This is a genomic window from Kribbella sp. NPDC055071, from assembly GCF_053608045.1.
This window is the reverse complement of sequence record NZ_JBSGUS010000044.1, coordinates 1-25,748: the sequence shown is the minus strand read 5'-3', so window position 1 is coordinate 25,748 and position 25,748 is coordinate 1. Positions and strand designations below refer to the sequence as shown.

24 protein-coding genes are annotated in these 25,748 nt (G+C 67.8%); 8 read left to right on the top strand and 16 right to left on the bottom strand.

Annotated features, from left to right (window positions below):
- A partial coding sequence (locus tag ACWF4Z_RS37240; protein ID WP_452247945.1) for a hypothetical protein occupies positions 1 to 291 on the bottom strand: 291 nt, incomplete at its 3' end.
- A gap of 56 nt (positions 292 to 347) precedes the next feature.
- Complete coding sequence (locus tag ACWF4Z_RS37235; protein WP_452247944.1) at positions 348 to 1,037, bottom strand: DUF433 domain-containing protein; 690 nt, start codon at positions 1,035 to 1,037, stop codon at positions 348 to 350.
- A gap of 215 nt (positions 1,038 to 1,252) precedes the next feature.
- Between ACWF4Z_RS37235 and ACWF4Z_RS37230 the strand changes: the two genes are divergently transcribed.
- A complete protein-coding gene (locus ACWF4Z_RS37230; RefSeq protein ID WP_452247943.1) occupies positions 1,253 to 1,798 on the top strand; it encodes a DinB family protein in 546 nt (181 codons plus the stop codon).
- A gap of 123 nt (positions 1,799 to 1,921) precedes the next feature.
- Positions 1,922 to 2,548 carry a TetR/AcrR family transcriptional regulator gene (locus ACWF4Z_RS37225; protein ID WP_452247942.1) on the top strand — a complete coding sequence of 209 codons (627 nt, stop codon included), beginning with the start codon at positions 1,922 to 1,924 and terminating at the stop codon, positions 2,546 to 2,548.
- Between the two features lie 63 nt (positions 2,549 to 2,611).
- Here the strand turns inward: ACWF4Z_RS37225 and ACWF4Z_RS37220 are convergent, their stop codons facing one another.
- Positions 2,612 to 5,914 carry a BTAD domain-containing putative transcriptional regulator gene (locus ACWF4Z_RS37220; RefSeq protein ID WP_452247941.1) on the bottom strand — a complete coding sequence of 1,101 codons (3,303 nt, stop codon included), beginning with the start codon at positions 5,912 to 5,914 and terminating at the stop codon, positions 2,612 to 2,614.
- Positions 5,915 to 5,989: 75 nt separating this feature from the next.
- Here ACWF4Z_RS37220 and ACWF4Z_RS37215 point away from each other — a divergent pair, with 75 nt between their 5' ends.
- Positions 5,990 to 7,339 carry a serine hydrolase domain-containing protein gene (locus ACWF4Z_RS37215; RefSeq protein WP_452247940.1) on the top strand — a complete coding sequence of 450 codons (1,350 nt, stop codon included), beginning with the start codon at positions 5,990 to 5,992 and terminating at the stop codon, positions 7,337 to 7,339.
- A 45-nt stretch (positions 7,340 to 7,384) separates the two neighbouring features.
- Here ACWF4Z_RS37215 and ACWF4Z_RS37210 read toward each other — a convergent pair whose 3' ends face one another.
- From ACWF4Z_RS37210 to ACWF4Z_RS37195, 4 genes are all read right to left on the bottom strand, one after another.
- Positions 7,385 to 8,200 (bottom strand): ABC transporter permease, encoded by an 816-nt coding sequence (locus tag ACWF4Z_RS37210; RefSeq protein WP_452247939.1) that lies wholly within the window; start codon positions 8,198 to 8,200, stop codon positions 7,385 to 7,387.
- A complete protein-coding gene (locus ACWF4Z_RS37205) occupies positions 8,197 to 9,186 on the bottom strand; it encodes an ATP-binding cassette domain-containing protein (RefSeq protein ID WP_452247938.1) in 990 nt (329 codons plus the stop codon). The genes ACWF4Z_RS37210 and ACWF4Z_RS37205 overlap by 4 nt, the downstream gene beginning before the upstream one ends.
- A 98-nt stretch (positions 9,187 to 9,284) precedes the next feature.
- A complete protein-coding gene (locus tag ACWF4Z_RS37200; RefSeq protein ID WP_452247937.1) occupies positions 9,285 to 10,601 on the bottom strand; it encodes an MFS transporter in 1,317 nt (438 codons plus the stop codon).
- Positions 10,598 to 11,308 carry a GntR family transcriptional regulator gene (locus ACWF4Z_RS37195; RefSeq protein ID WP_452247936.1) on the bottom strand — a complete coding sequence of 237 codons (711 nt, stop codon included), beginning with the start codon at positions 11,306 to 11,308 and terminating at the stop codon, positions 10,598 to 10,600. The genes ACWF4Z_RS37200 and ACWF4Z_RS37195 overlap by 4 nt, the downstream gene beginning before the upstream one ends.
- A 317-nt stretch (positions 11,309 to 11,625) precedes the next feature.
- On the opposite strand from ACWF4Z_RS37195, the gene ACWF4Z_RS37190 reads away from it, so the two are divergent.
- Positions 11,626 to 13,062, top strand: coding sequence for a S8 family peptidase (locus ACWF4Z_RS37190; RefSeq protein WP_452247935.1), 1,437 nt, complete (start codon positions 11,626 to 11,628; stop codon positions 13,060 to 13,062).
- Positions 13,063 to 13,103: 41 nt separating this feature from the next.
- Here ACWF4Z_RS37190 and ACWF4Z_RS37185 read toward each other — a convergent pair whose 3' ends face one another.
- From ACWF4Z_RS37185 to pdhA, 6 genes are all read right to left on the bottom strand, one after another.
- Complete coding sequence (locus ACWF4Z_RS37185) at positions 13,104 to 14,036, bottom strand: NAD-dependent epimerase/dehydratase family protein (protein WP_452247934.1); 933 nt, start codon at positions 14,034 to 14,036, stop codon at positions 13,104 to 13,106.
- Positions 14,037 to 14,041: 5 nt separating this feature from the next.
- Positions 14,042 to 14,227: a hypothetical protein gene (locus tag ACWF4Z_RS37180; protein ID WP_452247933.1), complete on the bottom strand. Its 186-nt coding sequence runs from the start codon at positions 14,225 to 14,227 to the stop codon at positions 14,042 to 14,044.
- Positions 14,228 to 14,273: 46 nt separating this feature from the next.
- Positions 14,274 to 14,912, bottom strand: coding sequence for a hypothetical protein (locus ACWF4Z_RS37175; RefSeq protein WP_452247932.1), 639 nt, complete (start codon positions 14,910 to 14,912; stop codon positions 14,274 to 14,276).
- A 148-nt stretch (positions 14,913 to 15,060) separates the two neighbouring features.
- Positions 15,061 to 16,467, bottom strand: a complete 1,407-nt coding sequence (locus tag ACWF4Z_RS37170) for a dihydrolipoamide acetyltransferase family protein (protein ID WP_452247931.1) — start codon at positions 16,465 to 16,467, stop codon at positions 15,061 to 15,063.
- Positions 16,467 to 17,444 (bottom strand): alpha-ketoacid dehydrogenase subunit beta, encoded by a 978-nt coding sequence (locus tag ACWF4Z_RS37165; protein WP_452247930.1) that lies wholly within the window; start codon positions 17,442 to 17,444, stop codon positions 16,467 to 16,469. Before ACWF4Z_RS37165 ends, ACWF4Z_RS37170 begins: the two co-directional genes overlap by 1 nt.
- Positions 17,444 to 18,610 carry a pyruvate dehydrogenase (acetyl-transferring) E1 component subunit alpha gene (pdhA, locus tag ACWF4Z_RS37160; protein WP_452247929.1) on the bottom strand — a complete coding sequence of 389 codons (1,167 nt, stop codon included), beginning with the start codon at positions 18,608 to 18,610 and terminating at the stop codon, positions 17,444 to 17,446. The genes ACWF4Z_RS37165 and pdhA overlap by 1 nt, the downstream gene beginning before the upstream one ends.
- Before the next feature lie 193 nt (positions 18,611 to 18,803).
- Between pdhA and ACWF4Z_RS37155 the strand changes: the two genes are divergently transcribed.
- From ACWF4Z_RS37155 to ACWF4Z_RS37145, 3 genes are all read left to right on the top strand, one after another.
- On the top strand, positions 18,804 to 19,031 hold the full coding sequence (locus ACWF4Z_RS37155; protein WP_452247928.1) for a hypothetical protein: 228 nt from the start codon (positions 18,804 to 18,806) through the stop codon (positions 19,029 to 19,031).
- Positions 19,032 to 19,091: 60 nt separating this feature from the next.
- Positions 19,092 to 20,039: an EamA family transporter gene (locus ACWF4Z_RS37150; RefSeq protein WP_452247927.1), complete on the top strand. Its 948-nt coding sequence runs from the start codon at positions 19,092 to 19,094 to the stop codon at positions 20,037 to 20,039.
- A gap of 485 nt (positions 20,040 to 20,524) precedes the next feature.
- Entirely contained in the window at positions 20,525 to 21,118 is a 594-nt protein-coding gene (locus ACWF4Z_RS37145; RefSeq protein WP_452247926.1) for a hypothetical protein, read from the top strand.
- Positions 21,119 to 21,249: 131 nt separating this feature from the next.
- On the opposite strand, the gene hisC is transcribed toward ACWF4Z_RS37145, so the two are convergent.
- The gene (gene hisC / locus ACWF4Z_RS37140) at positions 21,250 to 22,332 is read right to left on the bottom strand and encodes a histidinol-phosphate transaminase (protein ID WP_452247925.1); all 1,083 of its coding nucleotides are present in this window, start codon (positions 22,330 to 22,332) and stop codon (positions 21,250 to 21,252) included.
- 155 nt (positions 22,333 to 22,487) lie between these two features.
- On the opposite strand from hisC, the gene ACWF4Z_RS37135 reads away from it, so the two are divergent.
- Complete coding sequence (locus ACWF4Z_RS37135; protein ID WP_452247924.1) at positions 22,488 to 23,363, top strand: dimethylarginine dimethylaminohydrolase family protein; 876 nt, start codon at positions 22,488 to 22,490, stop codon at positions 23,361 to 23,363.
- On the opposite strand, the gene ACWF4Z_RS37130 is transcribed toward ACWF4Z_RS37135, so the two are convergent.
- Positions 23,354 to 23,953: a PEGA domain-containing protein gene (locus ACWF4Z_RS37130; RefSeq protein WP_452247923.1), complete on the bottom strand. Its 600-nt coding sequence runs from the start codon at positions 23,951 to 23,953 to the stop codon at positions 23,354 to 23,356. The two genes, ACWF4Z_RS37135 and ACWF4Z_RS37130, sit on opposite strands and share 10 nt — an antisense overlap.
- Positions 23,954 to 23,967: 14 nt before the next feature.
- Positions 23,968 to 25,554, bottom strand: coding sequence for a phage tail tip lysozyme (locus ACWF4Z_RS37125; protein WP_452247922.1), 1,587 nt, complete (start codon positions 25,552 to 25,554; stop codon positions 23,968 to 23,970).
- Positions 25,555 to 25,748 lie beyond the last annotated feature (194 nt).

Sequence of the window (25,748 nt, the reverse complement as noted above, 5' to 3'; positions counted from 1 at the left end):
AAGGGTCGAAGATCGCGCAGCGACGCCGAAGGCGCCCTTGACGCACACCACCGCGACCAGCACCATCACGCAGCCCGGAGACCGCGCCACCACAGCCGCCTCGCGCAAAACCACACCAGCGGCCAACCCACCACCCGCGCCCCCGCCGAAGGCGGCAACAAAACCAACCGCCGCGCAGCGGCGACCAATCAACCCACACAGCTCAACCCACACATCCCACACATCCGACACAAGAGCCGGATAACCCTTCGTCTTGTGGGTTCTCCCTTCGCGTACCAGCAGAGAACCCACAACTCGAGCGGACATCCGCTCGAGTTGTGATGGCCCGGAGACCGCCTGACTCGGGCTTAGATGAGTGACTCGGGTTGGGGTGGATGGGGTTTGGGTTTGCGGTGGGTGGGTGGGCGTAGGTGGGGGCGGAGAAGTGCTTCTACTTCGAAGTCCTCGAGGTTGTACTTGGTGGCCACTTCGCGGAAGCTTGCGCCGGTGCGGAGGGTTTCGATGACGTCTTCGACGTGGACGTCGGTGCCTTCGATCATGGGTTGGCCGGCGGAGCGTTCGGGGTCCACGATGACGTCGATGTCGTGATAGCGGACCAGGCGCAGGGTCCCGGCGTACCCGTCGTCGGACCAACCGATCGCGGCGGAGCCTCGGCGGAGGAGGCCGGGGAGACCGCCTTGGCTGTCGCGGATGCGTTCCCAGCCTTGTTCGCGTCCTTCGGCGGCGATCTCGATCAGCAGGTCGCGGCCGTCGTGCGCGAGACCCGACCACGCCAGCGGATTGCGTCGGCCGGCGCGTGATCGCAGCGCGATCGCTGCCTCGCCGATCGCCTGCAGGGACAGCCCGGCGTGGCGGAGGTGCCGAAGCATGTGCGTCTCGACCAACCCGGCGAAGGTGATCGTCGGCTCGCCGCGTCCACCGCTGCCGGCCTCCAGCGCACCCGACCGCAACCAGTCGCCGAGCGTGGTCGCGGGCAGTCCGAGCTGGAGTGCCACCTCGGCGCGCGTGTAGAGCGGCAGGTCGAACCGTGGATCCACGTCTCACCTCTTCGCGCGGTGCGGGCGCTGTACAAGGTCAAGAGTGCCAGAAACCCGCTGTCCGTCCGCCGATCGGTTCGGTATGGTGCTCGGGCCGGAGCAACGACAGCTCCGGCGGCGGAGAGGAGGTGACGCGATGTCGATCCCGACAGTCGTGCTGCCCTCCCGCCGTACCCGCGGTTGAGGATGGGTAGCTCCACATCCAAGGAGCACGAATGACCGAAGTGCCCCGTCCCCCGCTGGCCGCCGACGAGCGTACCCAGCTGATCGGATGGCTTGATGTCCAACGTTCCTTCGTCCGGATGAAGTGCGAAGGACTCACCGAAGAAGATGCCCACCGCAAGCTTCTGCCGACGTCACCACTGATGACGATGGCCGGCCTGGTGGCTCACCTCCGCTGGAACGAGTACTCCTGGTTCCAGCTCAGCCTGATGGGCGTCCCCGACACCGGTCAGACCCCCTGGACCGAGGGCGGCCATCCGGATGCGGAGATGTTCGTTGACGACGTACCGATCGCCAAGCTGCTCGACGAGTACGACGCCGAGTGCGCGCGATCCAACGACACCATCGCCGAGCTCTCCCTCGACGCGCTCGAACAAGGCGCGGAGAAGGGCAAACAAGCTTCGCTGCGCTACATCCTCTGTCACCTGATCGAGGAGACGGCCCGCCACGTCGGCCATCTCGACATCATCCGCGAGCTCCTCGACGGCGGAACCGGCTACCAAACGATGGATGAGGCCGGTGCGGTGAAACTGGACTGATCCGGGCGGCCGGGCGGCGTTGCGTAAGAACGTTTACAGTCCGCCCGGCCAACCCGGTTACGGTCAGCCCGAGTCGTGGATAGTATGTCCGGCATCTGGCACGGGGTAGCGACAAGAGGTGTGATGAGGGAACCCTCCGTACGCCGTTATTCCGGGCGGTCCGTCGAGGAGTGGAAGGCTGCGCGTAGGGAGCGATTGCTCGCTGCCGCGCTGGAGTTGTTCGGCACCGACGGGTATCCGGCGACCTCGGTGGAACGCCTGTGTACACAGGCGAAAGTGTCGACGCGGCACTTCTACCACGAGTTCCAGAACAAGGAGGCCGTGCTGCTCGCGGTGCACGCGCAGGTGATCGAGCTCGCGGTCCGGACCACTGGTGATGCGCTCCGGCGGACCGAGGATCGGCCGGTGCGGGAGCGGATCACCGCGTCGGTCGACAGCTACCTGCGCGCGATCATGGCCGACCTGCGCCGGGCCCGGATCTCGTTCGTCGAGGTGGTCGGCATCAGCCCGGCCGTCGAGGCGCAGCGGATCGCCTTCCGCGAACTGCTGCTCGGCAACGTTCGCGAACTCGGCGACACTGCAGTGGCGCGGGGTGAGATCAAGACGAAGGACTTCCGCTTTCTGGGGTTGGCGTTCTTCGGCGCGGTGAACACCGTCGTCTACGACTGGATGCTCGCCGAGCCGCGCCCGCCGGAGCAGAAGGTGCAGAAATCCCTGCGGGAGCTGGCGATCCAGCTCCTCACCACCTGAGGCTCGAGCACCTGAGGCTCGAGCACCTGAGGCTCAAGGACCTCAGGCGTACGGGCCTGAGGCTCACGGACCCGGGGGCTCGCTGACGAACCGCTTGCGGATCTCGGCCACCGCGTCGTCGCGGGTGGTCGCGATCCCGGCCTCGTACGCGGCGTCGAACGCTTCGTTGCCCAGGGCATCATGCAGCCGCTCGACGGCGCTGCGTACGTCGGCGTCCGGGACCGACCGCATCCCGCGCAACGACGCCGCCAGCCCCAGCATCCGCGCGGCCTGCTCGGATTCGCCCGCCAGCAACTCGACGTCGACGGTGGTCTCCAGGACTCCCGCGATGACCGGCATGTCCTCGGTGGTGAGAGCCAGCTCGACGGCCCGCCGGTTGTCGCGTCGAGCAGCTTCGAGATCGCCGGCGGCAGCCTCTGTCCGGCTGAGCTCCGCGATACCCACCGACTGGCCGTGAGCCGCCATCCGTTCCGGGTCGCTGTCGAGCATCGCCACGCCGCGCTCGGCGAGCTCCCTGGCCTCCTCCAGCCGGCCCGACCGGCGGGCAATCCGGGCCAGGCCCAAGGTGGCCATCCCCTGCCCGTCGCGCGAACCGTTGTCCTCCGACAGCCGGAGCGCCTCCTCGAACTCCGCCCGCGCGCCGTCCACGTCGCCGAGCTCGAGTCGGCTGATCGCCAAGCCGCCGAGCAACTGCGCGAGCCCTTCCGGGCTGCCCAGCTCCTCGAGCAATCCGAGGGCCTCGAGGTGCGAGGCCAGCGCAGCCTCGTGATCGCCACGAGCGCTCTGGTAGCTGGCGAATCCGCGCAGTGCCATCGACAGACCCCACCGCTCCCCGAGGGTCCGCAGGCCGTCGATCGCGACGGTCAGATCGGCGGCCATCTGATCGACGTCGCCGTCGTTCTCGCGGAACATGGCCAGCATCATCGTGGCCATGCTCCGGGTCCACAGGTCGGGGCTCTCGCGGGCCGCCTCGAGTTCACGGAAGCAACCGGCCCGGTCCCGCCGGATCATCGCCCAGACCGCGTTGGTGAACCAGCCGACGAACGACTCGGCGACGGCAGGATCCTGCCGGGACAGCCGGCGGACGAGAGCCAGCCCGCGGATCGCCTTCGGCATCGTCTCGTCCATGGATGCGCCGCCGCCCATGATGCCGAGCGAATACAGCATCACCACCGACGCCCGGTCCAGAGGAGAGCTCGGGCCTGGTACGTCGAGGGCCGCCCGCATCCAGGTGACGGCCTCGGACGGACGCCCGATCATGTTCCAGAACTCACCGAGCGCGGCCACGAGCTCGAGAGCGGTCGCGGAGTCACCGAGGTCGATCGCGGTCCGGACCGCCTCGATCAGGTTCTCGTTGTCGGCGTTCAGCCGGGCGATCCAGATGATCTGATCGCGGTGCCGCAGCTTCGGCCGCGCCTGTCGCAGCACCTCACCGAAGTACGCCGTGTGCGCCCGCCGGAACCGCTCGAACTCACCCGAGGCCTTCAGCTGCTCGGCGGCGTACGCGCGGACCGTCTCGAGCATCCGGTAGCGCACCGAGCGCTCACCGGCCGCGGCCTCGACGAGCGATTTGTCGACCAGCGACGCGAGCACACCGAGGACAGCCTCGGCGGGGAGGTTGTCGTCGCCGCAGACTTGCTCGGCCGCGTCCAGCGTGGCGCCGCCGGCGAACAGCGAGAGCCGGCGGGCGACCGCCTGTTCGTCCGGATCGAGCAGCTCCCAGCTCCACTCGACGACCGCGCGCAGAGTCTGGTGCCGGGGCAGCGCGGTCCGCGATCCACTGGTCAGCAGGCGGAACCGGTCGGCCAGCCGGTCGACGATCTGCAGCGGGGTCAACGCGCGCAATCGCGCCGCGGCCAGCTCGATCGCCAACGGCATCCCGTCCAGCCGCCGGCAGATCTCGCCGACCGCCTCGCGGTTGGTGTCGTTCAGAACGAAGTCAGGTCGTACGGCGCAGGCCCGGTCAACGAACAGCTGCATCGCCGGATACTCGTCGCCCACGCTGTGCTCGGGCGGCATGCCCAACGGGCCGACCGGGTGCAGGTGCTCACCAGGGATGCTCAGCGGCTCGCGGCTGGTCGCGAGCACGCGCAGTCGCGGGCAGGCGGCAAGGAGCGAGTCGACCAGACCGGCGACCTCCTGCACGAGATGCTCGCAGTTGTCGAGGACGAGCAGGACGCGGCGATCGTCGATCACCTCGACCAGCCGCTCGGTCGCTGCTCGGCTGGTCGGGAACGGCTTGCCGAACGACGAGGTCACCGGTACGTCGATGTACTCACTCGCACCCAGCGTGGACAGGACCGCAGGTGCCACATCGGTGGCGTCTCCCAGTGGCGCGAGCTCGACGAACCAGATGCCGTCGCCGCTCTGATCCACCAGTGTGCGGGCAGTCTCCGTCGCCAGCCTGGTCTTGCCCGCGCCACCCGGACCGACCATGGTCACCAGCCGCGTCCCGTTGCTCAACAGCCGGGACAGCTCGTCGACGTCGTCTCGCCGTCCGACGAAGCTGGTCATCCGGGCCCCGAGGTTGCTGCGCGGCGCCGCTTTCGCAACCGGGGGCACGGTCTTCGCGGCCGGATCGACCGAGTCTCCGCGGAGGACGGCAACGTGCAGATCGCGCAGCCGGGTCCCAGGGTCCGCGCCGAGCTCGTCGGCCAGGGTGGTCCGGACTCGTTCGTACGCAGCCAGTGCCTCGGCTTGCCGGCCGTCGGCGTACAGGGCTCTGATCAGCAGCTCGTGCACGCGTTCGCGGAGCGGATGGGCGACGGCCATGCGTTCGAGATCGGCGATCAGGTCGCGCGCGTGACTGCACGCGATGGCGGCCTCGGCCAGGTCTTCGCCGGCGGCGAGTTTGAGCTCGGCCAGGCGGTTCGCCTCGACCGCGGCGAAAGGGAGATCACGCAGGTCGGAGAGGGCCTCATCACGCCAGAGCCGGTCGGCCTGGGTGAGGAGTGTGTGCGCCTGCTCCGGGTCGGAGGCGAGTAGGGCGCGACCACGTCGTACCAGCTCCTCGAACTGGAGTGCGTCGACACAGTCCGGGCCGATCGTCAGGGTGTAACCCGCCGGACCGGATTGGACCGAGACGCTCGACTCGGTGACCGGAAGGCTTGCACGCAGACGGGATACGAGTGATTGCAGAGCGTTGGCACTCGGGGGCTCGCTCCCCCACAGGCCGTCGACCAGGGTCTCGACACTCACCGGACGGCCGGCACTCAACGCCAAGCGTGCGAGCAACCCGCGCAGCCGGACTCCGCGGGCGTCCAGCGGAGTCCCGTCGGCCGCCCACATCGCGAGAGGCCCAAGCACCGCTATGCGCACCCCACCAGCCTCGCACATCGCGCCGACCAACACCCTGTGTTTTGTCATCCGATGACCCGGAACGATCCCTGGTTTCGCACTCCCCTGCCGTTGTGACATCACCGTCGCCTATGGTCGGAGATCGTGACTTCTATCGCTGCGCCGACGCAGACCTCTCTTGCTCGTATCGTCGCCGAACGTCAGGCCAAAGGCCGGGTCCCGGGAGTCGTGGGTGCGGTCGCCCGCGCGGGATCGCTGGCCTGGTCGGTCGGGGCGGGATCCGCCGATCTGAACAGTCCCGGCGTACCGCCGACCGCGGACTCGCAGTTCCTGATCGCCTCGCAGAGCAAGACGCTGACCGCGGTCGCGGTGATGGCGCTGCGCGACGAAGGCAAGCTCAGCCTGGACGACACGGTCGAGACGCTGATCCCGGAGAGCAAGCACGCGGGCATCACCGTGCGGCAGATGCTCAGCCACGCGACGGGCATGCAGCGCGAACCGGTCGGCGATGTGTGGGACCTGATGAAGTTCCCCGATCGCGACGAGCTGGTGTCGGGGTGGAACGACGCCGAGCGGGTCGGCAAGCCGCACGACCGGTTCCACTACTCGAACCTGGTCTTCTCGCTGCTCGGTGAGATCGTCGCGCGGCTGGACGGACGGCCGTGGTACGACGCGATCAAGGCACGGATCCTGGATCCGCTGGAGATGCGCAGGACCACGGTCGGGATGGACGGCGGTCCGGCGCTGACCGGGTACTACGTGCCGCCGTTCTCCGACGTACCCGTGCAGGAACCGCTGCTCGACCTCGGCGCGATGGCTGCCTGCGGGGGGCTCGCGAGTACGGCGGAAGACCTGGCCAAGTGGGCCATGTTCGTGGCGAATCCGATCGACGAGGTGCTGTCGCCGGCCACCATCGAGGAGATGTGCCAGGTGCAGATCATGGCCGACGTGGACCGCTGGCAACTCGCCTTCGGCCTGGGCTTCATGATCCTCCGGCGCGGCGACCGCCTCTTCGTCGGCCACGACGGCGGCATGCCGGGGCACATCACGTCCACGTTCGTCCACCGCGAGTCCGGGACGGCCGGGATCGCCGCGTACGGCGCGACCTCGTCACCGGCTCCGAGTGCGCTCGCGACCGACCTGGTCATCAAGGTCCTCGAGGACGACCCGCTGCCCGTGGAGGCGTGGGTGCCGGGTTCCGCCGTACCGGCCGAGCTGGAAGGCGTCCTCGGCACCTGGTTCTCGGAGGGGCACCCGTTCGACTTCTCGGTCAAGAACGGCGTACTCCAGGCCAAGCCGCCGATCGCCCCGGAGCACCTCGCACCGGCTGTCTTCGAGCGCATCTCCACCGACCTCTACCGCACCGTCTCCGGTCGCGAACGCGGCGAACTCCTTCGCATCACCCGCACCCCCGACGGCACCCCCGAAAAGTTGCACTGGGCAACCTACCTCTGCACCCGCCAACCCCTCGCCTTCGCCGACCTCCAACCCTGACAGACGAAAGGGGGGCCGGGGCTTCCCCGGCCCCCTTTCTGCTGCTCAGGTGCGGCGGCGGTAGGCGCGGATGGCTAGGGGGGCGAAGACTGCTACCAGGCCGACCATCCAGGCGAGGGTGATCAGGAGGGGTTTCTGGAGGGCGCCGCCGCCCATGAGGGCGCGTTCGGTGTCGACCAGGTAGGTGATCGGGCTGACCTTGGTGAAGGCTTGCAGGAAGCCGGGCAGGGTGCTCGCGGGGACGAAGATGTTGCTGCCGAAGGTGAGCGGGAACATCACCAGGAAGGCGATGCCCTGGACGCCCTGGGCGGTCTTCATCACCAGACCGAGCCAGACCCAGATCCAGCACATCGACAGCGCGAAGAGCAGCACGATCAGCATGCCCAGGAGGCCGTTGCCGACGCCGTTGTGGAAACGGAAACCGAGGACGAAACCGCTGGCCATCAGGATCACGATCGACAGCGAGTACCGGACCGCGTCACCGAGGACCGCACCGATCAGCGGCGAGATCCGGGCGATCGGCAGGCTGCGGAACCGGTCGAACACGCCCTTGGCGAAGTCGTCGTTCAGACCGACCCCGGTGCCCATCGTCGCGAACACCACGGTCTGCACGAGCAGGCCCGGCAGCAGGACCGGCAGGTACGAGCGCCAGCCTCCGCCGCCGGCGATCGCGCCGCCGAAGACGAACAGGAACAACGCCAGGAAGATGATCGGCTGGAACGTGACGTCGGCCAGGGCTTCCGGGTTCTGCCGGATCCGGACGATGTTGCGCCACGCCAGCGTCAGGCTCTGCTGCACCCAGGCGAACGGACGACTCCGCTCCGCCGGGTTGGTGGGGATCTCAAGAGTGGCGGTGCTCATCGCCCCGCTCCTTCCAGGACGGCGTCCGTCGGACGCTCTTCGGCGGCGTGACCGGTCAGGGCGAGGAAGACCTCGTCCAGGCTGGGCAGCCGCAGGGCCAGTTCGGTGACCGCGATCCCGGCTTCGTCCAGCCGTCGTACGACGACCGGCATCGACGAACCGTCACTCACCGGGACGCTGACGAGCGTGTTGACCACGTCGACGTTCGGCCGGGTGCCGGTCGCCTCGGCGACGATCGCGGCGACGCGCTCGAGGTGAGCGGGCTCGGCAGGCCGGACGTCCAGCGACTGCTTGCCGGCCTGGGCCTTGAGCTCTGCCGGGCGCCCGGAGGCGACGACCGAGCCCTTGTCGAAGACCACGATCGAGTCGGCCAGTGCATCGGCCTCCTCGAGGTACTGCGTGGTGAGCAGCACCGTGGTCCCGTCGAGCACCAGGTTGCGGATCGTCTCCCAGACGCCGTTGCGGGCGTGCGGGTCGAGACCGGTGGTGGGCTCGTCCAGGTACAGGATCTTCGGGTTGCCGACCAGGCTGGCGGCCAGGTCGAGTCGCCGGCGCATACCGCCGGAGTACGTCTTGGCGATCCGGTCACCGGCGTCGACCAGCTCGAACCGCTCGAGCAGCTCGGTCGCGCGGGCCCGGGAGAACTCCCGCGAGAAGCCCAGCAGCCGGCCGATCATGACCAGGTTCCGGCGACCGGACATGTCTTCGTCGACCGACGCGTACTGCCCGGTCAGCCCGACGATCCCACGGACCTTGCCGGCCTCCCGGACGACGTCGTACCCGCCGACCATGGCGTGCCCGGCGTCGGGCCGCAGCAGGGTCGCGAGGATGCGGACCGCCGTCGTCTTGCCGGCCCCGTTCGGGCCCAGGACGCCGAGGACCGTGCCGGTCGGCACACTCAGGTCGACGCCGGCCAGGGCCGTGGTGTTGCCATATTTTTTGACCAGACCGGTTGCCTCGATGGCGACCTGGCTCGTTGTGGTCATGGTTCCTCCCAGTGGACTCACTGCACTGGGATAACCGTGCCGCGAGGTACTGGCACGGGCCTGGCACTCGGCTGGCAGGAGATGTCAGGCGGCTGGCATCAGCCCTTCAGCGGCACGATCTGGTTGGAGATCAGCGCCTGGTACGCCTCGGGGTTGTAGCGGGCCAGGTGACCACGCGCCTTGCGGCGGTACTTGAGGATCTGCCGCGTGCCGATCGCCCAGAGCACGTACTGGAACGCCAGCGCGTACTTGAAGTCGCCGATGGTCTGCGGTGCGCCACCCGACGACGCGTCGAGCAGGATGCCGACCGTGCCGATACAGACCAGCGTCGCGATGAACCCACCGGTGTTGACCATCCCGTTGGCGGCACCGAACCGGGTCGCAGGGTTGAACGTGCGCGCATAGTCCAGTCCGAGCATCGATCCAGGCCCACCAGCAGCCTGTACGACGATGAGCAGCAACAGCACCGGCATCGGGGCCTGACCGGGCCAAAGCAGTACGACGCTCCACATCAGCACCGATCCCGCAATCACCGCCAGCACGATCCACGACCGGTAGAACGGGAAGCGGGCCGCATACCGGCCAACGACCGGTCCGTAGCAGAACCCTGCCAGCACCGGGATGATCAGCATCGCCGCAGCGGTCGTCGGAGCGACTCCTTGGCCTTGGACGAGGAATGGGTATCCCCAGAGCAGGCCGAACGTGCTGCCGGAGAAGCTGGTGGTGAAGTGGGTCCACATGCCCAACCGCGTACCCGGCTCTCTCCAGGCCCGGCTCAGGTTGCTACGGACCTCGGCGAGCGACTGCTTCGGTTGCTTGAGTGGTTCGTCGTACGGGCTGTTCTTGAGCAGGAACAGCACTGCGACGCCGGTCAGGAGGCTCAGGAGGCTCGCGCTGGCGAATGTGGTCGTCCAGCCGAACGCGTGGAAGGCGGCAGCCATCGGCACGGTCGACATGATCGCGCCGAGTCCACCGAGCATTCCGGTCACCTGCGACATCACGGGCTGGCGTAGCGCGGGGAACCACGACATGACCACGCGAAGCACGCTGATGAAGACCAGTGCGTCGCCAACACCCAGTACGGCGCGTGCAGCGAGCGCAGCGGGATAGGAGTCGACCAGGCTGAACGCAGATTGCGCCACGAACAGCAGCCCGGACGCTGCGATCAAGAGTCGCTTGGACCCGTACCGATCGAGTAAGACGCCGACCGGCACCTGCATGGCGGCGTACACAGTCAGCTGGACCACGGTGAAGCTGGCCAGCGCAGATGCGGAGATGTGGAAGCGTTCGGCGGCCTGAAGACCGGCGACGCTCATCGAACCGCGGTGCAGCACGGTCACCAGGTAGGTGAAGACAGCAACGGCCCACACCGCCCAGGCCCGACGTCCGCCCAGGGGGAAGAGGAGTTTGGTCACCGAGTACTCCGCAGCTCCGTCGCGGCGGAGTCGATATGAGCGATGACGAGCTCGCGGAACCGCTTCACGCTGTTCCCACCGAGGGCCTCGATCAGCTCCTGGTGCGCGGCGATGGACTTGTCCATCCGGGCCGGCTGCATCTCGATGCCGGGCACGCCCATCCGGACCTGCCGGTCGCGCAGACTGTTGTAGAGGCGCGCCAGGATTTCGTTGCCTGCGGCACCGACGATCGCCTCGTGGAAGGCACGATCGGCCTCGAGGAAGCTCTTCGCGTCACCGGCCTTGCGGTGCGCGCGCATCTCGTCGACGCGCGCGGTCAGCGATTCGATCAGCTGCTTGCGCCGCGGCCACACCTTCGCCGCCGCGTGGGTCTCGATCAGCTCGCGCGCCTCGAGAACGTCGTCGATCTCCTGCGGCAACACCGGCAGAACCAGCGCACCTCGCTTCGGGTACAGCTTGACCAGACCGGTCTCCTCCAGCCGGAGCAACGCTTCCCGCACGGGAGTGCGCGACACTCCGACCGCGGTCGCCAGCTCGCCCTCGGTGAGAAGCTCACCGCCCGGGTAGGTCCGGTCCAGGATCGCGGCCTTCACATACGCGTACACACGCTCCGCCGCGGGGATCTTCTCCACCCCCGGCGCCGCCTCGACCACCACCCGCGCGATCTCCGCGGTCTCCTCGCCCAACCGCAAGGCATCCGATGTCACCCTCGCCGGCTCGTTCTCCGGCAACCCGCTACTCAAGAAACTCCCGCCCATACGTCTCGTATCTCTGTTGTATCTATCTTACACACATCTAATCCACCGCCCAGGCCCGGTATTCCCCAGCTTGTCCACGAGTTATCCACAGGCCGATCCACAGCATGTGGGCAACTGAGCGTGAACGGATGGACGCTGGGTAGTGACAGGTGCAGGGTTACCCCTGCGTTCTGGATCGGGAACTCCTCTTACCGCGAATCCGGCCTAGAGTCTGCGGGTACCGAGCCGAGGCCCTGCCCGCCCCGGCCCTGCTCCGAGGAGGCCGCGTGTCCCGAAGTTCCAGTCCCCGCCGAGTGGCAGCCGCTCTGGCCGCCACCGCGTTGACCCTGACGACACTCGGCGCCGCGACCACGGCCACCGCCGTACCGACCGCCGATCCGGTGCCGGGTCCGTTGATGAACTACGTCGTCAACACCAAGGCCTCCCCTGGTGACGTCCGGAAGGTCGAGCAGGCCGTCAAGGCGGCCGGCGGCACGGTGCTCACGGCGTACCGGCAGTTCGGCGTGGTCGTCGCGCAGTCGTCCAACGCGAACTTCCGCACCGATGTCCGCAAGGGGCGGAACGGCCGCGAGGTGCAGTCGGTCGGCGCCACGCGCACGGCGCCCGTGACCGATGGGCAAGCGGTCGGCTCGAGTGGGACCGCGGTCGGCGGCGGGAACGCTATCGACGACACCGAGGCCACGCCGGTCCCGGACCCACGGGAGAACGAGCAGTGGGACATGGTCCAGATCAAGGCGGACCAGGCGCACGCGGTGACGGACGGCTCCCGCCGGGTGCTGGTCGGCATCAACGACAGCGGTGTCGACGACACCCACCCGGACCTCGCGCCGAACTTCGACGCAAGTGACTCGGTGAACTGTGTGACCAACGGCGTACCGGACACGACGCCCGGCGCCTGGCGGCCGACGACCAGCCCGCACGGTACGCACGTGGCCGGCACGGTCGCCGCGGCTCGCAACGGCGTCGGCGTGGTCGGTGTCGCGCCGGGTGTCCGGATCGCGTCGGTGAAGGTCGTGAACGACGGCGGCTTCATCTTCCCGGAGTATTCGATCTGCGGCATCGTCTGGGCCGCCGACCACCACATGGCCGTCACCAACCACAGCTACTACATCGACCCGTGGGAGTTCTGGTGCAAGAACGACCCTGACCAGGGCGCGGTCCTGGAAGCGGTAAAGCGTGCGTACGCGTACGCATCGAGCCGCGGCGTACTCTCCGTCGCCGCCGCGGGTAACTCGAACGTCGACCTGGCCAACAAGACCACCGACAGCGGCAGCCCGGACGACTCGACCCCGGTCACCCGCCAGCTGAACCAGGGCTGCCTGGACATGCCGACCGAGCTGCCCGGCGTCATCACCGTCGCCAGCACCACCCAGGCCCGGGTCAAGAGCAGCTTCTCGAACTACGGCCTCAACAAGATCGACGTCGCCGCACCCGGCAGCTCGATCCTGTCCACGCTGCCCGGCGGGGGCTACGGCCTGATGAGCGGTACGTCGATGGCCTCGCCGCACGTCACCGGCATCGCCGCCCTGATGAAGTCCGCGCACCCCTGGTGGGGACCGAGTCAGCTCGAGTCCGCCCTCCGCCACGAGGCCGACGACACGGCGTGCCCGGTCACTCCCGACGCCCGCTGCACCGGAACCACCAAGAACAACGCCTTCTTCGGCGAAGGCATCGCGGACGCGCTCGACGCCGTACACCGCTAACAGCAGAGTGGGGGTCTCCCGCCCGGGACCCCCACTCATCCTCAGATCAGCCCGAAGGCTTCGAGGGATTCGGCGGTGTCGACGAGGGTGGTTTCGGCCGGCCGGGGATCCCAGCCGAGTTCAGCGCGGGCTCGGGTGTTGTGGATGGTCGGGCGCGGCGGAGTCGGACCGGCGGCTTCCTCGGTGGGAACCTGGGCGCCCGGTCGGCGGCCCAGGATCTCGGCTATCTGCAGGAGATTCAGGGTCGGGTCGTTGGACACGGCGAGGAATCGCTTGCCCGCCGCCGTGGGCTCGGCCATCGCGCGGACGTGCAGATCGGCGACGTCGCGGACGTCGGCGATTCCGAAGTAGCGGCGTGGGACGACGGTCATCGTGCCGTTCAGCATGCGCTGGATCAGCGCGACGGACGCGCCGGTATCCCGCGACAGCAGCGGCCCGAAGATCGCGGTCGGGTTGATCGCGACGAGCTCCGTCGTACCGTCCTTCAGGAGATCCCAGGCGGCGCGCTCCGCGATCGCCTTCGAGCGCGGGTACGTCGCGAGCCCCGGTGTATCCGGATCCGTCCAGTCGTCCTCGGTGAAGTCCGCGCCCGGCTTGGGGGTGTAACCGACCGCCGCGAACGACGACGTCAGTACGACGCGCCGCGCCCCGGCCGCCCGCGCCGCCCGCAGCACCCGAAGCGTGCCCTCCCGAGCGGGCACGATCAGGTCATCGGGGTCCTCGGGATCGGCCACCGCAATCGGCGAGGCGACGTGATGGACCTCGTCACATCCGTCCATCGCGGCCGCCCACCCGTCGTCGCTCAACAGATCCGCGCCGACAACCTCCAGCTCGGTAGCGCTGCCGTGCGTCGCCGTACGCAACTCCGCCTCGCGCTCCAGCGACCGCACGGTGGTCCGCACCGCCCGTCCGTCCTGCAGCAGTCGAGCAATCAGGTGCGAACCCAAGTAGCCGGAACCTCCGGTAACGAGCACCCGGCTCACCTGGCCACCCCCAGCGATCCCAGCGCAGCCATGACCGGAAGGAGACGCTCGGTGGAATCAGCCTCGGCGGTGGCGTCGCCGCGGTCTCGGGCGTCCCACAAGGCCGCCTTCTCGCGGAGGTACTCGAGGCGGGTCTGCAGCCCGCTCCGCTCGGACACCTCGTGGATGGTGAGGATCGTCATGTGATCCACGGTCACATACTTGAAGCGCTTGAGGTCAAACAGCGCCTCAGACGCCGGCGATCTCCAGGATCCTGGTGGCGATGATCTTCTGGGCCGGGATCAGGCTGACGTCGTCCTCCGGGCTGGAGTCCTTGGTGAAGTTGACGATGACCTCGAGGGTGTCCTTGCGGACGTGCAGCTCGTTGTTGGCCTTGATGAAATAGGCCTGGTCGCCGATGCCGGTGACGGTCTCGGCCTCACCCGGTGGCGAGAAGATGTCCGCGCTCGTCCGTCCGGTGCCCATCAGCAGGTGCCCGCCCTTGATCCCGAACGCACACTCGCGCTGGGTGTCGCCAGGGTTGTACGGATCTTCCACGCCGAAGTTGCCGGTCTCGTCCTTCTGAACCGGCAGGCCGGTCCAGCCGGTGACGTCCGCCTCGGTGACGCCCTTGCACGGGCTCGGCAGATCGCCGGCCGGCGTACTCGAGTCGCCCGAGGGCTCCTCGGCAGGGGTCGTGGCGATTCCGGACGACTCCTCGGGCGGCGTACTCGGATCCGTCGAGGTCGTGTTGTTGGTGGCCGGAGCTGTGGTGGGAGGTGCGGCGGCCTTGTCGTCGTCGTTCGAACCGCAACCGGCGGCGGTCAGCGCCAGCGCGCCCGCGAGCAGCGCGCCGGCGACGAATCGACCGCGGTGAGCTGTCAGCATCACAAATCCCCCTCTGGAAAGAACTACCGAGAGAGAAGCTAATGCCGGGATTCACCGTCGTACGCCGGAACCCCGCGACCCGACCCGATCGGGAAGCAAGGGTGACCCCGAGGGCATCGAAACGCCGCCCGGGGTCCCCGATTGTTGCTCAGAACATCAATGCGCGCGCGGGATCTTCGAGAATGCCCGCGACATCGGCGAGGAAGGTCGAACCCTTCTCGCCGTCGATCAGTCGATGGTCGAACGACAACGCCAGCGTCGTGATCCAGCGCGGGACAATCTCGTCGTTCACCACCCACGGTTGCTTGCGCACCGCGCCGAACGCGAGGATCGCGGCCTCGCCCGGGTTGATGATCGGCGTACCGGCGTCGACGCCGAAGACACCGACGTTCGTGATCGTGAACGAGCCGCCTGCCTGGTCGGCCGGCGAGGTCTTGCCTTCGCGAGCCGTGGCGACCAGCTCGTTCAGCGCACCGCACAGCTCGGGGAGTGTGAGTGCGTCCGCGTTCTTGATGTTCGGGACGATCAGCCCGCGCGGGGTGGCCGCGGCGATGCCGAGGTTGACCGCGCCCTTGTAGACGATCTCCTGCGCCTGCTCGTCCCAGGCCGCGTTGACGATCGGCGTACGACGAGCCGCGAGCGTGACCGCCTTGGCGACGATCAGCAACGGCGAGACGCGCAACTCCCGGAACGCCTTGTCGGTCTTGAGCCGCTCGACCAGCTCCATCGTGGCGCTCACGTCGACGGTGATCCACTCGGTCACATGCGGTGCGGTGAACGCGCTGTTCACCATCGCCTGTGCCATCACCTTCTGCACACCCTTGACCGGCACCCGGGTATCACCCCGGCCACTCACCACCGGCGCAGCCGCAACAACAGTTGCCACCGGCACCGAAACGTGCCCCTCGACATCAGCCCGGGTGATCACCCCACCCGGCCCGGTAGCAGTCACCGCCCCCAGCTCAACCCCCAGATCCTTGGCCAACTTCCGCACCGGCGGCTTCGCCAGAACATGCATGTTGCCAACAGCAACAACAACCGGCGCCTGCGGCGCCGGTTCGGAGGAGAAGCCCGGCTGAGCTGGTAGCGGCTGGGTGGCGGCGCCAGCTGCAGTTCCTGGGGTGCCCGGCTGAGTGAACCCCCCCGCAGCCGGAGCCGGCGTCGAGCCGGCGGAGGCTGCGGGAGCCGTGGGGGGTTTGCGGGTTCGGCGTTTGGCTTCTGTGGTTCGGGGGCCGTAGCCGACGAGGACTGCGGTGCGGCCGCCGTCGGCCGGCTCGTCGGGGATGGTGGGGACGAGATCCTCCGGGGAGGAATCAGCGGTTTGGACGGCGATGATCGGCGTACCGACGTCGACGGTTTCGCCTTCTGGGACGAGGAGTTCGGTCACCACACCGGCGAACGGAACCGGCAGCTCGACCAACGACTTCGCGGTCTCGATCTCGACGATCGTGTCGTTCAGCTTGACCGTGTCGCCCGGCTTGACCTTCCAGCTGACGATCTCGGCCTCGACCAAGCCTTCACCGACATCGGGGAGGCGAAAGTGCTGGATGCCCATCAGTACCCCATCACCCGGTCGACACCGTCGAGCACCCGGTCCAGGTCGGGCAGGTACTCCTCCTCCATCCGCGACGGCGGGTAGGGGGTGTCGTACCCGGTGACGCGCAGCACCGGCGCCTCCAGGTGGTAGAAGCACTCCTCGGTCAACCGAGCAGCGATTTCAGCTCCCGGCCCGAGCGACAACGGCGCCTCGTGGACGACGACAGCGCGCCGCGTCTTCTTGACCGACGCGAAGATGGTCGCCAGGTCCAGCGGCGAGATCGTCCGCAGGTCGATCACCTCGAGCTGCCGCCCGTCGTCGACCGCGGCCTCGGCCGCCTGCAGGCAGGTCTTCACCATCGGGCCGTAGCACAGCAGCGTCGCGTCAGTACCCGACCGGACCACCTTCGCCTGATGCAGCGGCTGCACCGGCGGCACGGACTCGTCCAGCTCCGCCTTCTCGTGATAGCGACGCTTGGGCTCGAAGAAGATCACCGGGTCGTCCGAGGCGATCGCCTGCTGGATCATCCAGTACGCGTCGACGGGGTCGCCACACACGACGACCTTGAGCCCGGCGACGTGCGCGAACAGCGTCTCCGGCGACTCCGAGTGGTGCTCGACCGCGCCGATACCGCCGCCGAACGGGATCCTGATCACGATCGGCATCCGGATCCGGCCCGCGGACCGGTAGTGCATCTTCGCGACCTGGCTGATGATCTGGTCGTACGCCGGGAACACGAAGCCGTCGAACTGGATCTCACAGACCGGCCGGTACCCGCGCAGCGCCAGGCCGACCGCGGTCCCGATGATGCCGGACTCGGCCAGCGGGGTGTCGATCACCCGGTCCTCGCCGAAGTCCTTCTGCAGCCCCTCGGTGACGCGGAAGACGCCACCGAGCTTGCCGATGTCCTCGCCCATGACGACGACCTTCGGGTCGGCCTCCATCGCCGCCCGCAGACCCATGTTGATGCCCTTGCCCAGGGTGATCTTCGTCATCAGCGAGCCTCGCCTTCGAACGAAGCGGCGTACGCGGCGTACTGGGCCTTCTGCTCGACGAGCTCAGGCGTCTGCTCGACGTACACGTTGTCGAAGTAGTCGGTCAGCACCGGGTCCGGCAACGACAGGCAGCCCGCTCGCAGCTCGGCGGCGACCTTGTCGGCCTCGGCCTCCACCTGGTCGAAGAAGTCGTGCTCGACGCCGGCATGCCGGCTCAGGTAGGCGTGCACCCGCTCGATCGGGTCCTTGAGCTTCCAGTGCTCGAGGTCCTCGCTGAGCCGGTACTTCGTCGGGTCGTCGGAGGTGGTGTGCGCACCCATCCGGTAGGTGTAGGCCTCGATCAGCGTCGGGCCGCTGCCCTCGCGGGCGCGACGCAGTGCCTGCTGGGTGACGGCGTACGTCGCGAGGACGTCGTTGCCGTCGACGCGGACACCGGGGAAGCCGAAGCCGGCGGCGCGCTGGTACAGCGGGATCCGGGTCTGCCGGTCGATCGGCTCCGAGATCGCCCACTGGTTGTTCTGGCAGAAGAACACGACCGGCGCGTTGAACACCGACGCCCAGATGAATGCCTCGTTCACGTCACCCTGGCTGCTGGCACCGTCACCGAAGTACGCGATCGTCGCCTCGCCGTTCTCGGCGTCGCCGATGGCGTGGTCGCGCTGCTGACCCATCGCGTACCCGGTCGCGTGCAGCGTCTGCGCGCCGATCACGATCGTGTACAGGTGGAAGTTGTTGTCCTTGGGGTCCCAGCCACCCTGGTCGACGCCACGGAACAGGCCGAGCAACCGCAGCGGGTCGACGCCCTGGCAGAAGGCGACCCCGTGCTCACGGTAGGTCGGGAAGACCATGTCCTTGCCGTTCAGCGCGCGGCCGGAGCCGATCTGCGCGGCCTCCTGCCCGAGCAGCGACGCCCAGAGCCCGAGCTCACCCTGCCGCTGCAGGGCGGTGGCCTCGGTGTCGATCCGGCGGACCAGGGTCATGTCCCGGTAGAAGCCCTTGATCGCCTCGTCGTCGAGGCCGAACGAGTAGTCCGGGTGCTCGACGCGCTCGCCTTCGGGCGTCAGGAGCTGGACGAACTCGACCTCTTCCAAGGCCTGGGTGGGACTGACCGGCGCCTCCACGGGCGCGAACACTTCCGGGGGAGTCCCCGGCACCGACTCACTCACATGCACTCCTCGGGTTCGAGCGCGGGATCGCCGCGACCGCAACGTTGCACGAGCCCGGCCCGTTGCGCCGGATGAGGCTTTCGCAGGCAGGACCGCGTGGATCCAGGGTTGATGGACACCGTACCGACCAGCTGACTGATCCGCTAACTATCAGGACGCGGGCGGGTACGGCGGTACCGAATCGGGTGCTGGAGTGAGACACCAGTCCATCAACTGGTACTACCTCCACGCTCATCCTACCGAGCGCGGCGATTCGGACGGCATGTGTCACACATCACGGCAGCCGTTCGAGCCGGACAAGCTTGAAGTTGGTGCCTTCGCGGTCTCGGCGACGGCGGTCACCTTCGTCAGTCCGGACCTGGCGGGAAACAACGCGTTGCTGACCGGATACCTGCTTGCGCCGCAGATCGCGCCCGCCTAGTGTAATGATCGTTCACGCATGACACCCCTGACACAACTTGAGTGACCCGAGGAGGCTCGGATGGCGGCTTCCGCTCCGGCCGTTGCGTCGGCGACCGGCGTCCGGCCCGCGTCCGGCGCGATGATCTGGACGGCACTCGTGGTCGTCTACATCGTCTGGGGTTCGACGTACCTGGCCATCCGCGTCGTGGTGGACGCAGACATCCCACCGATGCTCGGGATGGCGTCTCGCTTCCTCGTCGCCGGCGTCCTGCTCGCGGCGATCCTGGCCCTGAAGTCGGGCCGGCGCCGGCTGCGGATCACCGGGCGCGAGGCGCTCGGCGCGGCCACCGTCGGGCTGCTACTGCTTGCCTTCGGCAACGGAGCGGTCGCGGTGGCGGAACAGACGGTCCCGTCCGGCCTGGCGGCGCTGCTGGTTGCCGGGGTGCCGCTGTGGCTGATGGTGCTGCGCGTCGGCGGCGGCGAACGACCGCGGGCGCTGACGTGGATCGGCGTGCTGATCGGGTTCGGCGGCGCCGCGCTGCTGGCGCTGTCCGGCGGTGACACGAGCGCCAAGCCGCTGTCGGTGGCGACTCTGGTGCTGGGGACGATCAGTTGGGCGGTCGGATCCCGGTTCTCCCCGCGCCTCGGCCTGCCGCGTGACCCGCTGGTGACAGCGCTGTACGAGATGCTGTTCGGCGGTACGGCGATGGTCGTGCTCGGCGTACTCCGTGGCGAGCCCGGGCGCCTGCACGTCGACCGGATCGACGGATCCGGGTGGATCGCACTCGGCTACCTGGTCGTGTTCGGGTCGCTGCTGGCGTACTCGGCGTACTCCTACTTGCTCGCGAACGCGCCGATCTCGTTGATCGGGACCTATGCGTACGTGAACCCGGCCGTGGCGGTCTTCCTCGGGTGGCTGATCCTGAACGAGCACATCACCTGGCAGATCCTGCTGGGTGGCGCCGTGATCATCATCGGGGTCGCGCTGGTGGTGACGTCCGAGCGCCGTCGCAGCCCAGCCGCCTGACCGCAGAGCCGCCTGACCGCGGGGCAGCCCCGGGGGCGGCGCAGTCCGGGGGCAAGGAAAAGCCCGGGCCCATGATGGACCCGGGCCTCCCACCGCTGCCGATGCGCGCGGCAGCGGGCCCTGGTCGCCGGGTCGCGCCGTGCCCCGAAATAACACAGCGCAAAACTCCGGCATTGCTTACAACAATATTCCGATTCATCATGGTATTGCCAATTCGGCGACCACCGAGTCCGCCGAGAACAATCGTCCGAATCACCGGGTTCATCCGTCACCCGCGCTGACTCAACGACGTACGCCGACATCGGTTACGGCCCGTTCCATCTCAACTGACGCTCACTCCGGTTACCGGCAAGTTGCCTGGTCAGAGCCATATTTCCTTGTCCCGTCAGGCAATCGGAACGTTGACGAAAAAGTTTGTAACCGCCCCTGCCAGGTGTCGTTACCACTAAGACGAATCCGTCAAACCCGAAAGGAAACCTGGCATAATGCAGGTAACTCGCAAGATCGCCGCAGCCGCGGCCGTGGCGACCGTCGCCACGCTGGGCCTGGCCACCGTTGTGAGCGCGAACGTTCTCGACGACACGCAGAAGAAGGCCCAGGACACCGGCCTGGCCGACGCGGCGTCTGTCGCCAGCAAGGCGTACGGCGGCAACCACGGCTGGTACGGCGTCAAGCGCGACGGCAAGCTCGTCGGCCTTGACGACAACAACATCGGCCCGTTCCAGGCCTGCCACCTGTTCGGCTCGGGCACCGGCATCGGCGGCAACGTGCCGGCGAGCGACGTGACCGGCATCGTCGGCTTCTTCAACGACGGCAACTCGGTGACCGCGGTCAAGACCTGCGAGCAGGGCAACGACCAGGCCAACCGCAAGTGGTACAAGGCCGGTGACGACGGCGTCGTGTCCGTCAGCCGCAACAACGTCGGCCCGTTCCAGGCCTGCCACAACGAGCTGTCCGCGACGGGTATCGGTGGCAACGTGCCGCTGACCAACCTGGCCGGCGTTCTGGGCGCGTTCAACAACGGCAACTCGATTGACACGCTGAAGACCTGCGAGCAGGACTCGACGCAGAACAACTGACCTTCTCCCTGGTCAGTGATGCGGGACCCGAAAGAGTCACCTCGGTGGGGTGACTGATTCGGTAGCAGTACCGGCGGCGCCGGGAGTGAGCCTCACTACTCCCGGCGCCGCACTCATGTGCCGGCCCAGACCTAGGCGTTGCGCCAGGCGATCGCAACTTCGAGGAAGAGATCGTTGGCTTCGCGCTCGCCGATCGTGATGCGTGCGCCGTCACCGGGGAACGGGCGGATCGAGACCCCCTCGGCCTGCACAGCCTCAGAGAAGGCGACCGTCTCGTCTCCCAGCGGCAGCCAGACGAAGTTCGTCTCGGTCTCCGGCACCTCCCAGCCGGCCGCGCGCAGCTCCTCGACGACCCTGGTCCGCTCGGTCACCAACGCGTCGACGCGCTCCAGCAGCTCGTCCTCCACCTCGAGCGAGGCGATCGCGGCAGCCTGAGCGACGTGGCTCACGCCGAACGGCAGCGCGCACTTGCGGATCGCCTCCACCACCGGCGGGTGGCCGATCGCGTACCCGACGCGGAAACCTGCCAGTCCGTACGCCTTCGAGAAGGTCCGCATCACCACGACGTTCGGCCGGTCGCGGTAGACGTCGACCCCATCGGCCACGTCCTCCGCGCGGACGAACTCGCGGTAGGCCTCGTCGAGCACGACCAGGACGTTCGACGGTACGGCGTCCAGGAACGCCAGCAGCTCGTCCCGCCGGACCACCGGGCCGGTCGGGTTGTTCGGCGTACAGACGAGGATGACCTTGGTCCGGTCGGTGATCGCGGCTTCCATCGCCTTGAAGTCATGCCGGGCATCCTCGGTCAACGGGACCCGCACCGAGGTCGCGCCGGTCAGCTGAACGGCGATCGGATACGCCTCGAACGAGCGCCAGGCGTAGATCACCTCGTCGCCGACGGTGACCGTCGCCTGCAGCAGGTGGTAGATGAGCGCCACCGACCCGGTCCCGACGGCGAGGTCGCTCACGGGCACGCCGAACCGGTCCGACAGCGCGTCGAGCAGGTCGACCGCACCCATGTCCGGGTAGCGATTCATCTGCGCCGCGGCCTCGGTCGCGGCGGCGAGCACACCCGGCAGCGGTGGGTACGGGTTCTCGTTGCTGGACAACTTGTACGACGGACGCCCGTCGGTGCGCGCCGGCGGACGACCGGGCTGGTAAGCCGCCACATCGTCCAGGCAGGCGCGGAAGCGAACCTCATGGTCAGGGGTCATGCCCGCAGGTTAGTCCTTACCCCACGCCAGAACCAGCCTCGTCCGGAGCAGCGCCGACCAACCGTTTGACTCCGCGAAGCCTCGGCCTCAAACTGACTGATTGTCGGACAATCAGGGGATCCGGCAGTCGGATCTCACGGGTCTTTGGAGGGGTCATGGGTCAGCCGTTGGAGTGGGGTCGCCGGTATCTGATGGTCCGCCCGGACCACTTCCGGATCGACTACGTGATCAACCCGTACATGTCCACCCACGACCAGCCGGATCCGGTCCTGGCGCTGAAGCAGTGGGACTCACTACGCCAGGCGATCATCGACGCCGGTGGCCAGGTCGAGGTGCTCGCGCAGCGCGACGACTCACCCGACATGGTCTACGCGATGAACCTCGGTCTGGCGACCGCGGACGGCCGCGCGATGCTCTCGCACATGCGCTTCGGGCCGCGCCGGAACGAGTCGCTGACCGCGGCCGAGTGGTTCACCGGCCACGGCTTCACCCTGGACCGGACCGGCAGCGACGGCGTAGGCCCGCACTTCGAGTCCGGTGACGCGTTCGTCTTCGGCGACAGCCTGGTCGTCGGCTACGGCCCGCGCACGGAGGCCGACGCCCTCAAGCACCTCGCCACCAACTGGAACCTCCGGGTCCGCGGACTGCGGATCGCCCACGAAGGCATGTACCACCTGGATCTGCCGTTCTGCCCCGTCGACAGCACCCACGCGATGATCTACCCGCCGGCCTTCGACACCGCCGGCCAGGCGCAGCTCGCCCGCATCGTCCCCGACCCCATCGTCCTCACCGACGACGAGGCCTTCGCCTTCACGGCCAACTCGATCGTCGTCGACACCACGATCCTGATGCCGGCCTGCTCCGACCGTCTGCGCGAGATCCTCACCGGCCTCGGCCTGACGGTCGTGGTTCTCGACCTCTCCGAGTTCCACAAGGGCGGCGGCTCGATCCGCTGCCTGACCAACCCGCTGGACTTCCCCCTGACCGCGATCACGACTCCCGGCGGAGAGCTGACCCTGGCCTACTTGTAGATCAGCTCCAGCGTCTCCGGCTTGTAACCACGCTCCGTCATCCATTTGACGGCGTTCTGGCGGCCCTCCGGGTAGGTGACCTTGACGTAGAAGGCCAGGGATTCAGGGTCGCCGGGGTGCGCCTGCGAGACGCCCTGATCGATGCTGAATCCTTCGCCGAAGGCCGGCAACTTGGCCAGAATCGGGTACTTGGCCTGGAGGCGGCGGCCGAGTTCCTCGTACCGACGGCCCGCCTCTCCCTCCAGCTGGAGCTCCTGGCCAGGATTCGACTTCTCCCAGGCGCGGCCTTCCGCACTATTCGAGAACAGGTACATGTTGTACGTCGAATCCTGCCGGAGCTGCACCGTCTCCGTGTGGCTCTCGAACCCACGCCGCTCGCCGGTCAACGTGTGTTGGCCTTCCTTGAGCTTGATGGGGCCGCTCGCCGCGACCTGCTTGCCGTCGACCGTCAGGGTCAGGTCGTTCGGAATCGAGCTCACCGTCAGCGTGTGCCTGGAGCCGCCCCGGAACACCAGGAACGCACCGAGGACGACCAGGGCGACCACGATCACGGTGCCGCCCAGCACGAACAACCGGCGATTCTCATCCATCGGTCCAGCTCTCCCTATCCTGTGAACCGAGCCACGGTGTACTGACCGTTGTTGTCGGAGAAGAACACATGGTCGGCCTGCGGCACGTGACCGTTCAGCGAAGCCGCGGCCGCGTTGTAGGTGTTCCCGTCGCTTCCCTCGTAGTCGCCGGTGTAGATGAACGTGTGGTGATCGTGCACGAAGATGTCGCCGGGCCGCAGCTGGCTCTCGTCCTTGATCGTCAGGTTCTCGAACTTCTGGTACTTCGGTGAGCCACGGACGTACTTGCGCTGCTCACTGGTCAGCCGTTTGGTGTAGTCCGGGTCGACACCGCTCATGATCATCACGGTCGCCACGAACACGCCGCAGTCGGTCAGCTCGTCGTAGCCCACGGAGCCGTTGTACTTCCGCTCGACTTCCTCGTACGTCGGGTTCATCGGCTTCGGGGTGTGACCGTGACCCGGAGTGTCCCAGGCCAGTGAGCGCGCGGTCGCGGCGATCTTCGCACCGGCCGCGCAGCCGCCACCCTTCGGCGCGTTGGCGCCGTACCGATTGAAGACGTTCCTCGCGTCAGCTCTGCGATGGTCGAACTCTGCGTCGTTCGGGTTGGTGCTGAAGCGCTCGAACTTGAACGCGAAGGCGAACGCCGCGTCCTCGGGAGTCTTGGCGGCGTGCACAGCGTCGCCGGCTTCCTTCTCCGACAGGGGCGGAGAGCCCTTGAGCTGAGCGAGGACGAAGTCCAGCTGGTACTTCAGCGAGCCGATCTCCTCGTCGCTCTTGCCGGCAGCGCGCGAGGCATTGATCATCTTGGGCCCCGGATACCACTGAACCAGCCCCCACGCTCTGGTGTTGTTCGGCGACTGCATAGCCTGCGCGGGGGTCGTGATCGTGTCCTCGCTGGTGTTGTTCAGTCGCTGCGGCAGGACGGCGGACTCGTGGATCATGTTCGCGGTGATGCCGGCGGCCTGCTCCGGGGTGAACCCGTTCGAGGTGAGGTAGTTGAAGACCTGCTCGACGTTCGTGCCACCGGTCAGCCCGCCGCCTCCGCAGCCGCAGCCGCCGCCCGCGGGGGTGGTGTCGCCGAAGGCGTCGGCTCCTGGGTCGACGGCTTCGGGGTGGCCGTTCTGTTGCTTGTCGATCCAGAGCTCGAAGTGCAGGTGTTGGCCGCTGAGGCCCGGGGTCGCTTCGTCGCCGGATCCCGAGGTGCCGATCTGCTCGCCGCGGGTGACTTTGTCGCCGACCTTCGTCGTGATGTCGTGGAAGTACTTGTAGTGGGTCTCGACACCCTCTTCGTGCTTGATGACGACCTCGTTGTTCGCGATCGAGGCGACCTGACCGTCGGCGGCGGCGAAGACCTTGCTGCCCTCGTCGACCTTGAAGTCGACACCGGAGTGGCTGTAGCCGTTCTCGTCGGGATCCTGCCAGCCCTGCGCGACCTCGTGCTTGTCCGTCGGCCAGGCGAACTCGGTGTTGTCGGGGGCGGCGGCATCGCAGGTCGCCGCCTGGGCGTCCATGTTCGACAGGCCGCCGAGGATCAGTGCGATGACCACGACCAGCGCCAAGCCGAAGAACAGCAGCAAACCGCCGACGGCCTGCAGCAGCTTGCCAGCCGGGCTGTCCATGCCGTTCTCCCCACTCGCTCGGTGGCTCTCCGCGCCGGTCGGCGGGACGGGACGACCACTGAGGAAAATGGTGCCCTAAATCCGGGTCATGATGTCGAGAGTTATCCACATGGAGATGCATCCGATGGGATGTAGATGATGGGCTCGCTGGCCGGATGACCCAGTTATCCACCGTCGCCCGGGTGCGGGTTGAC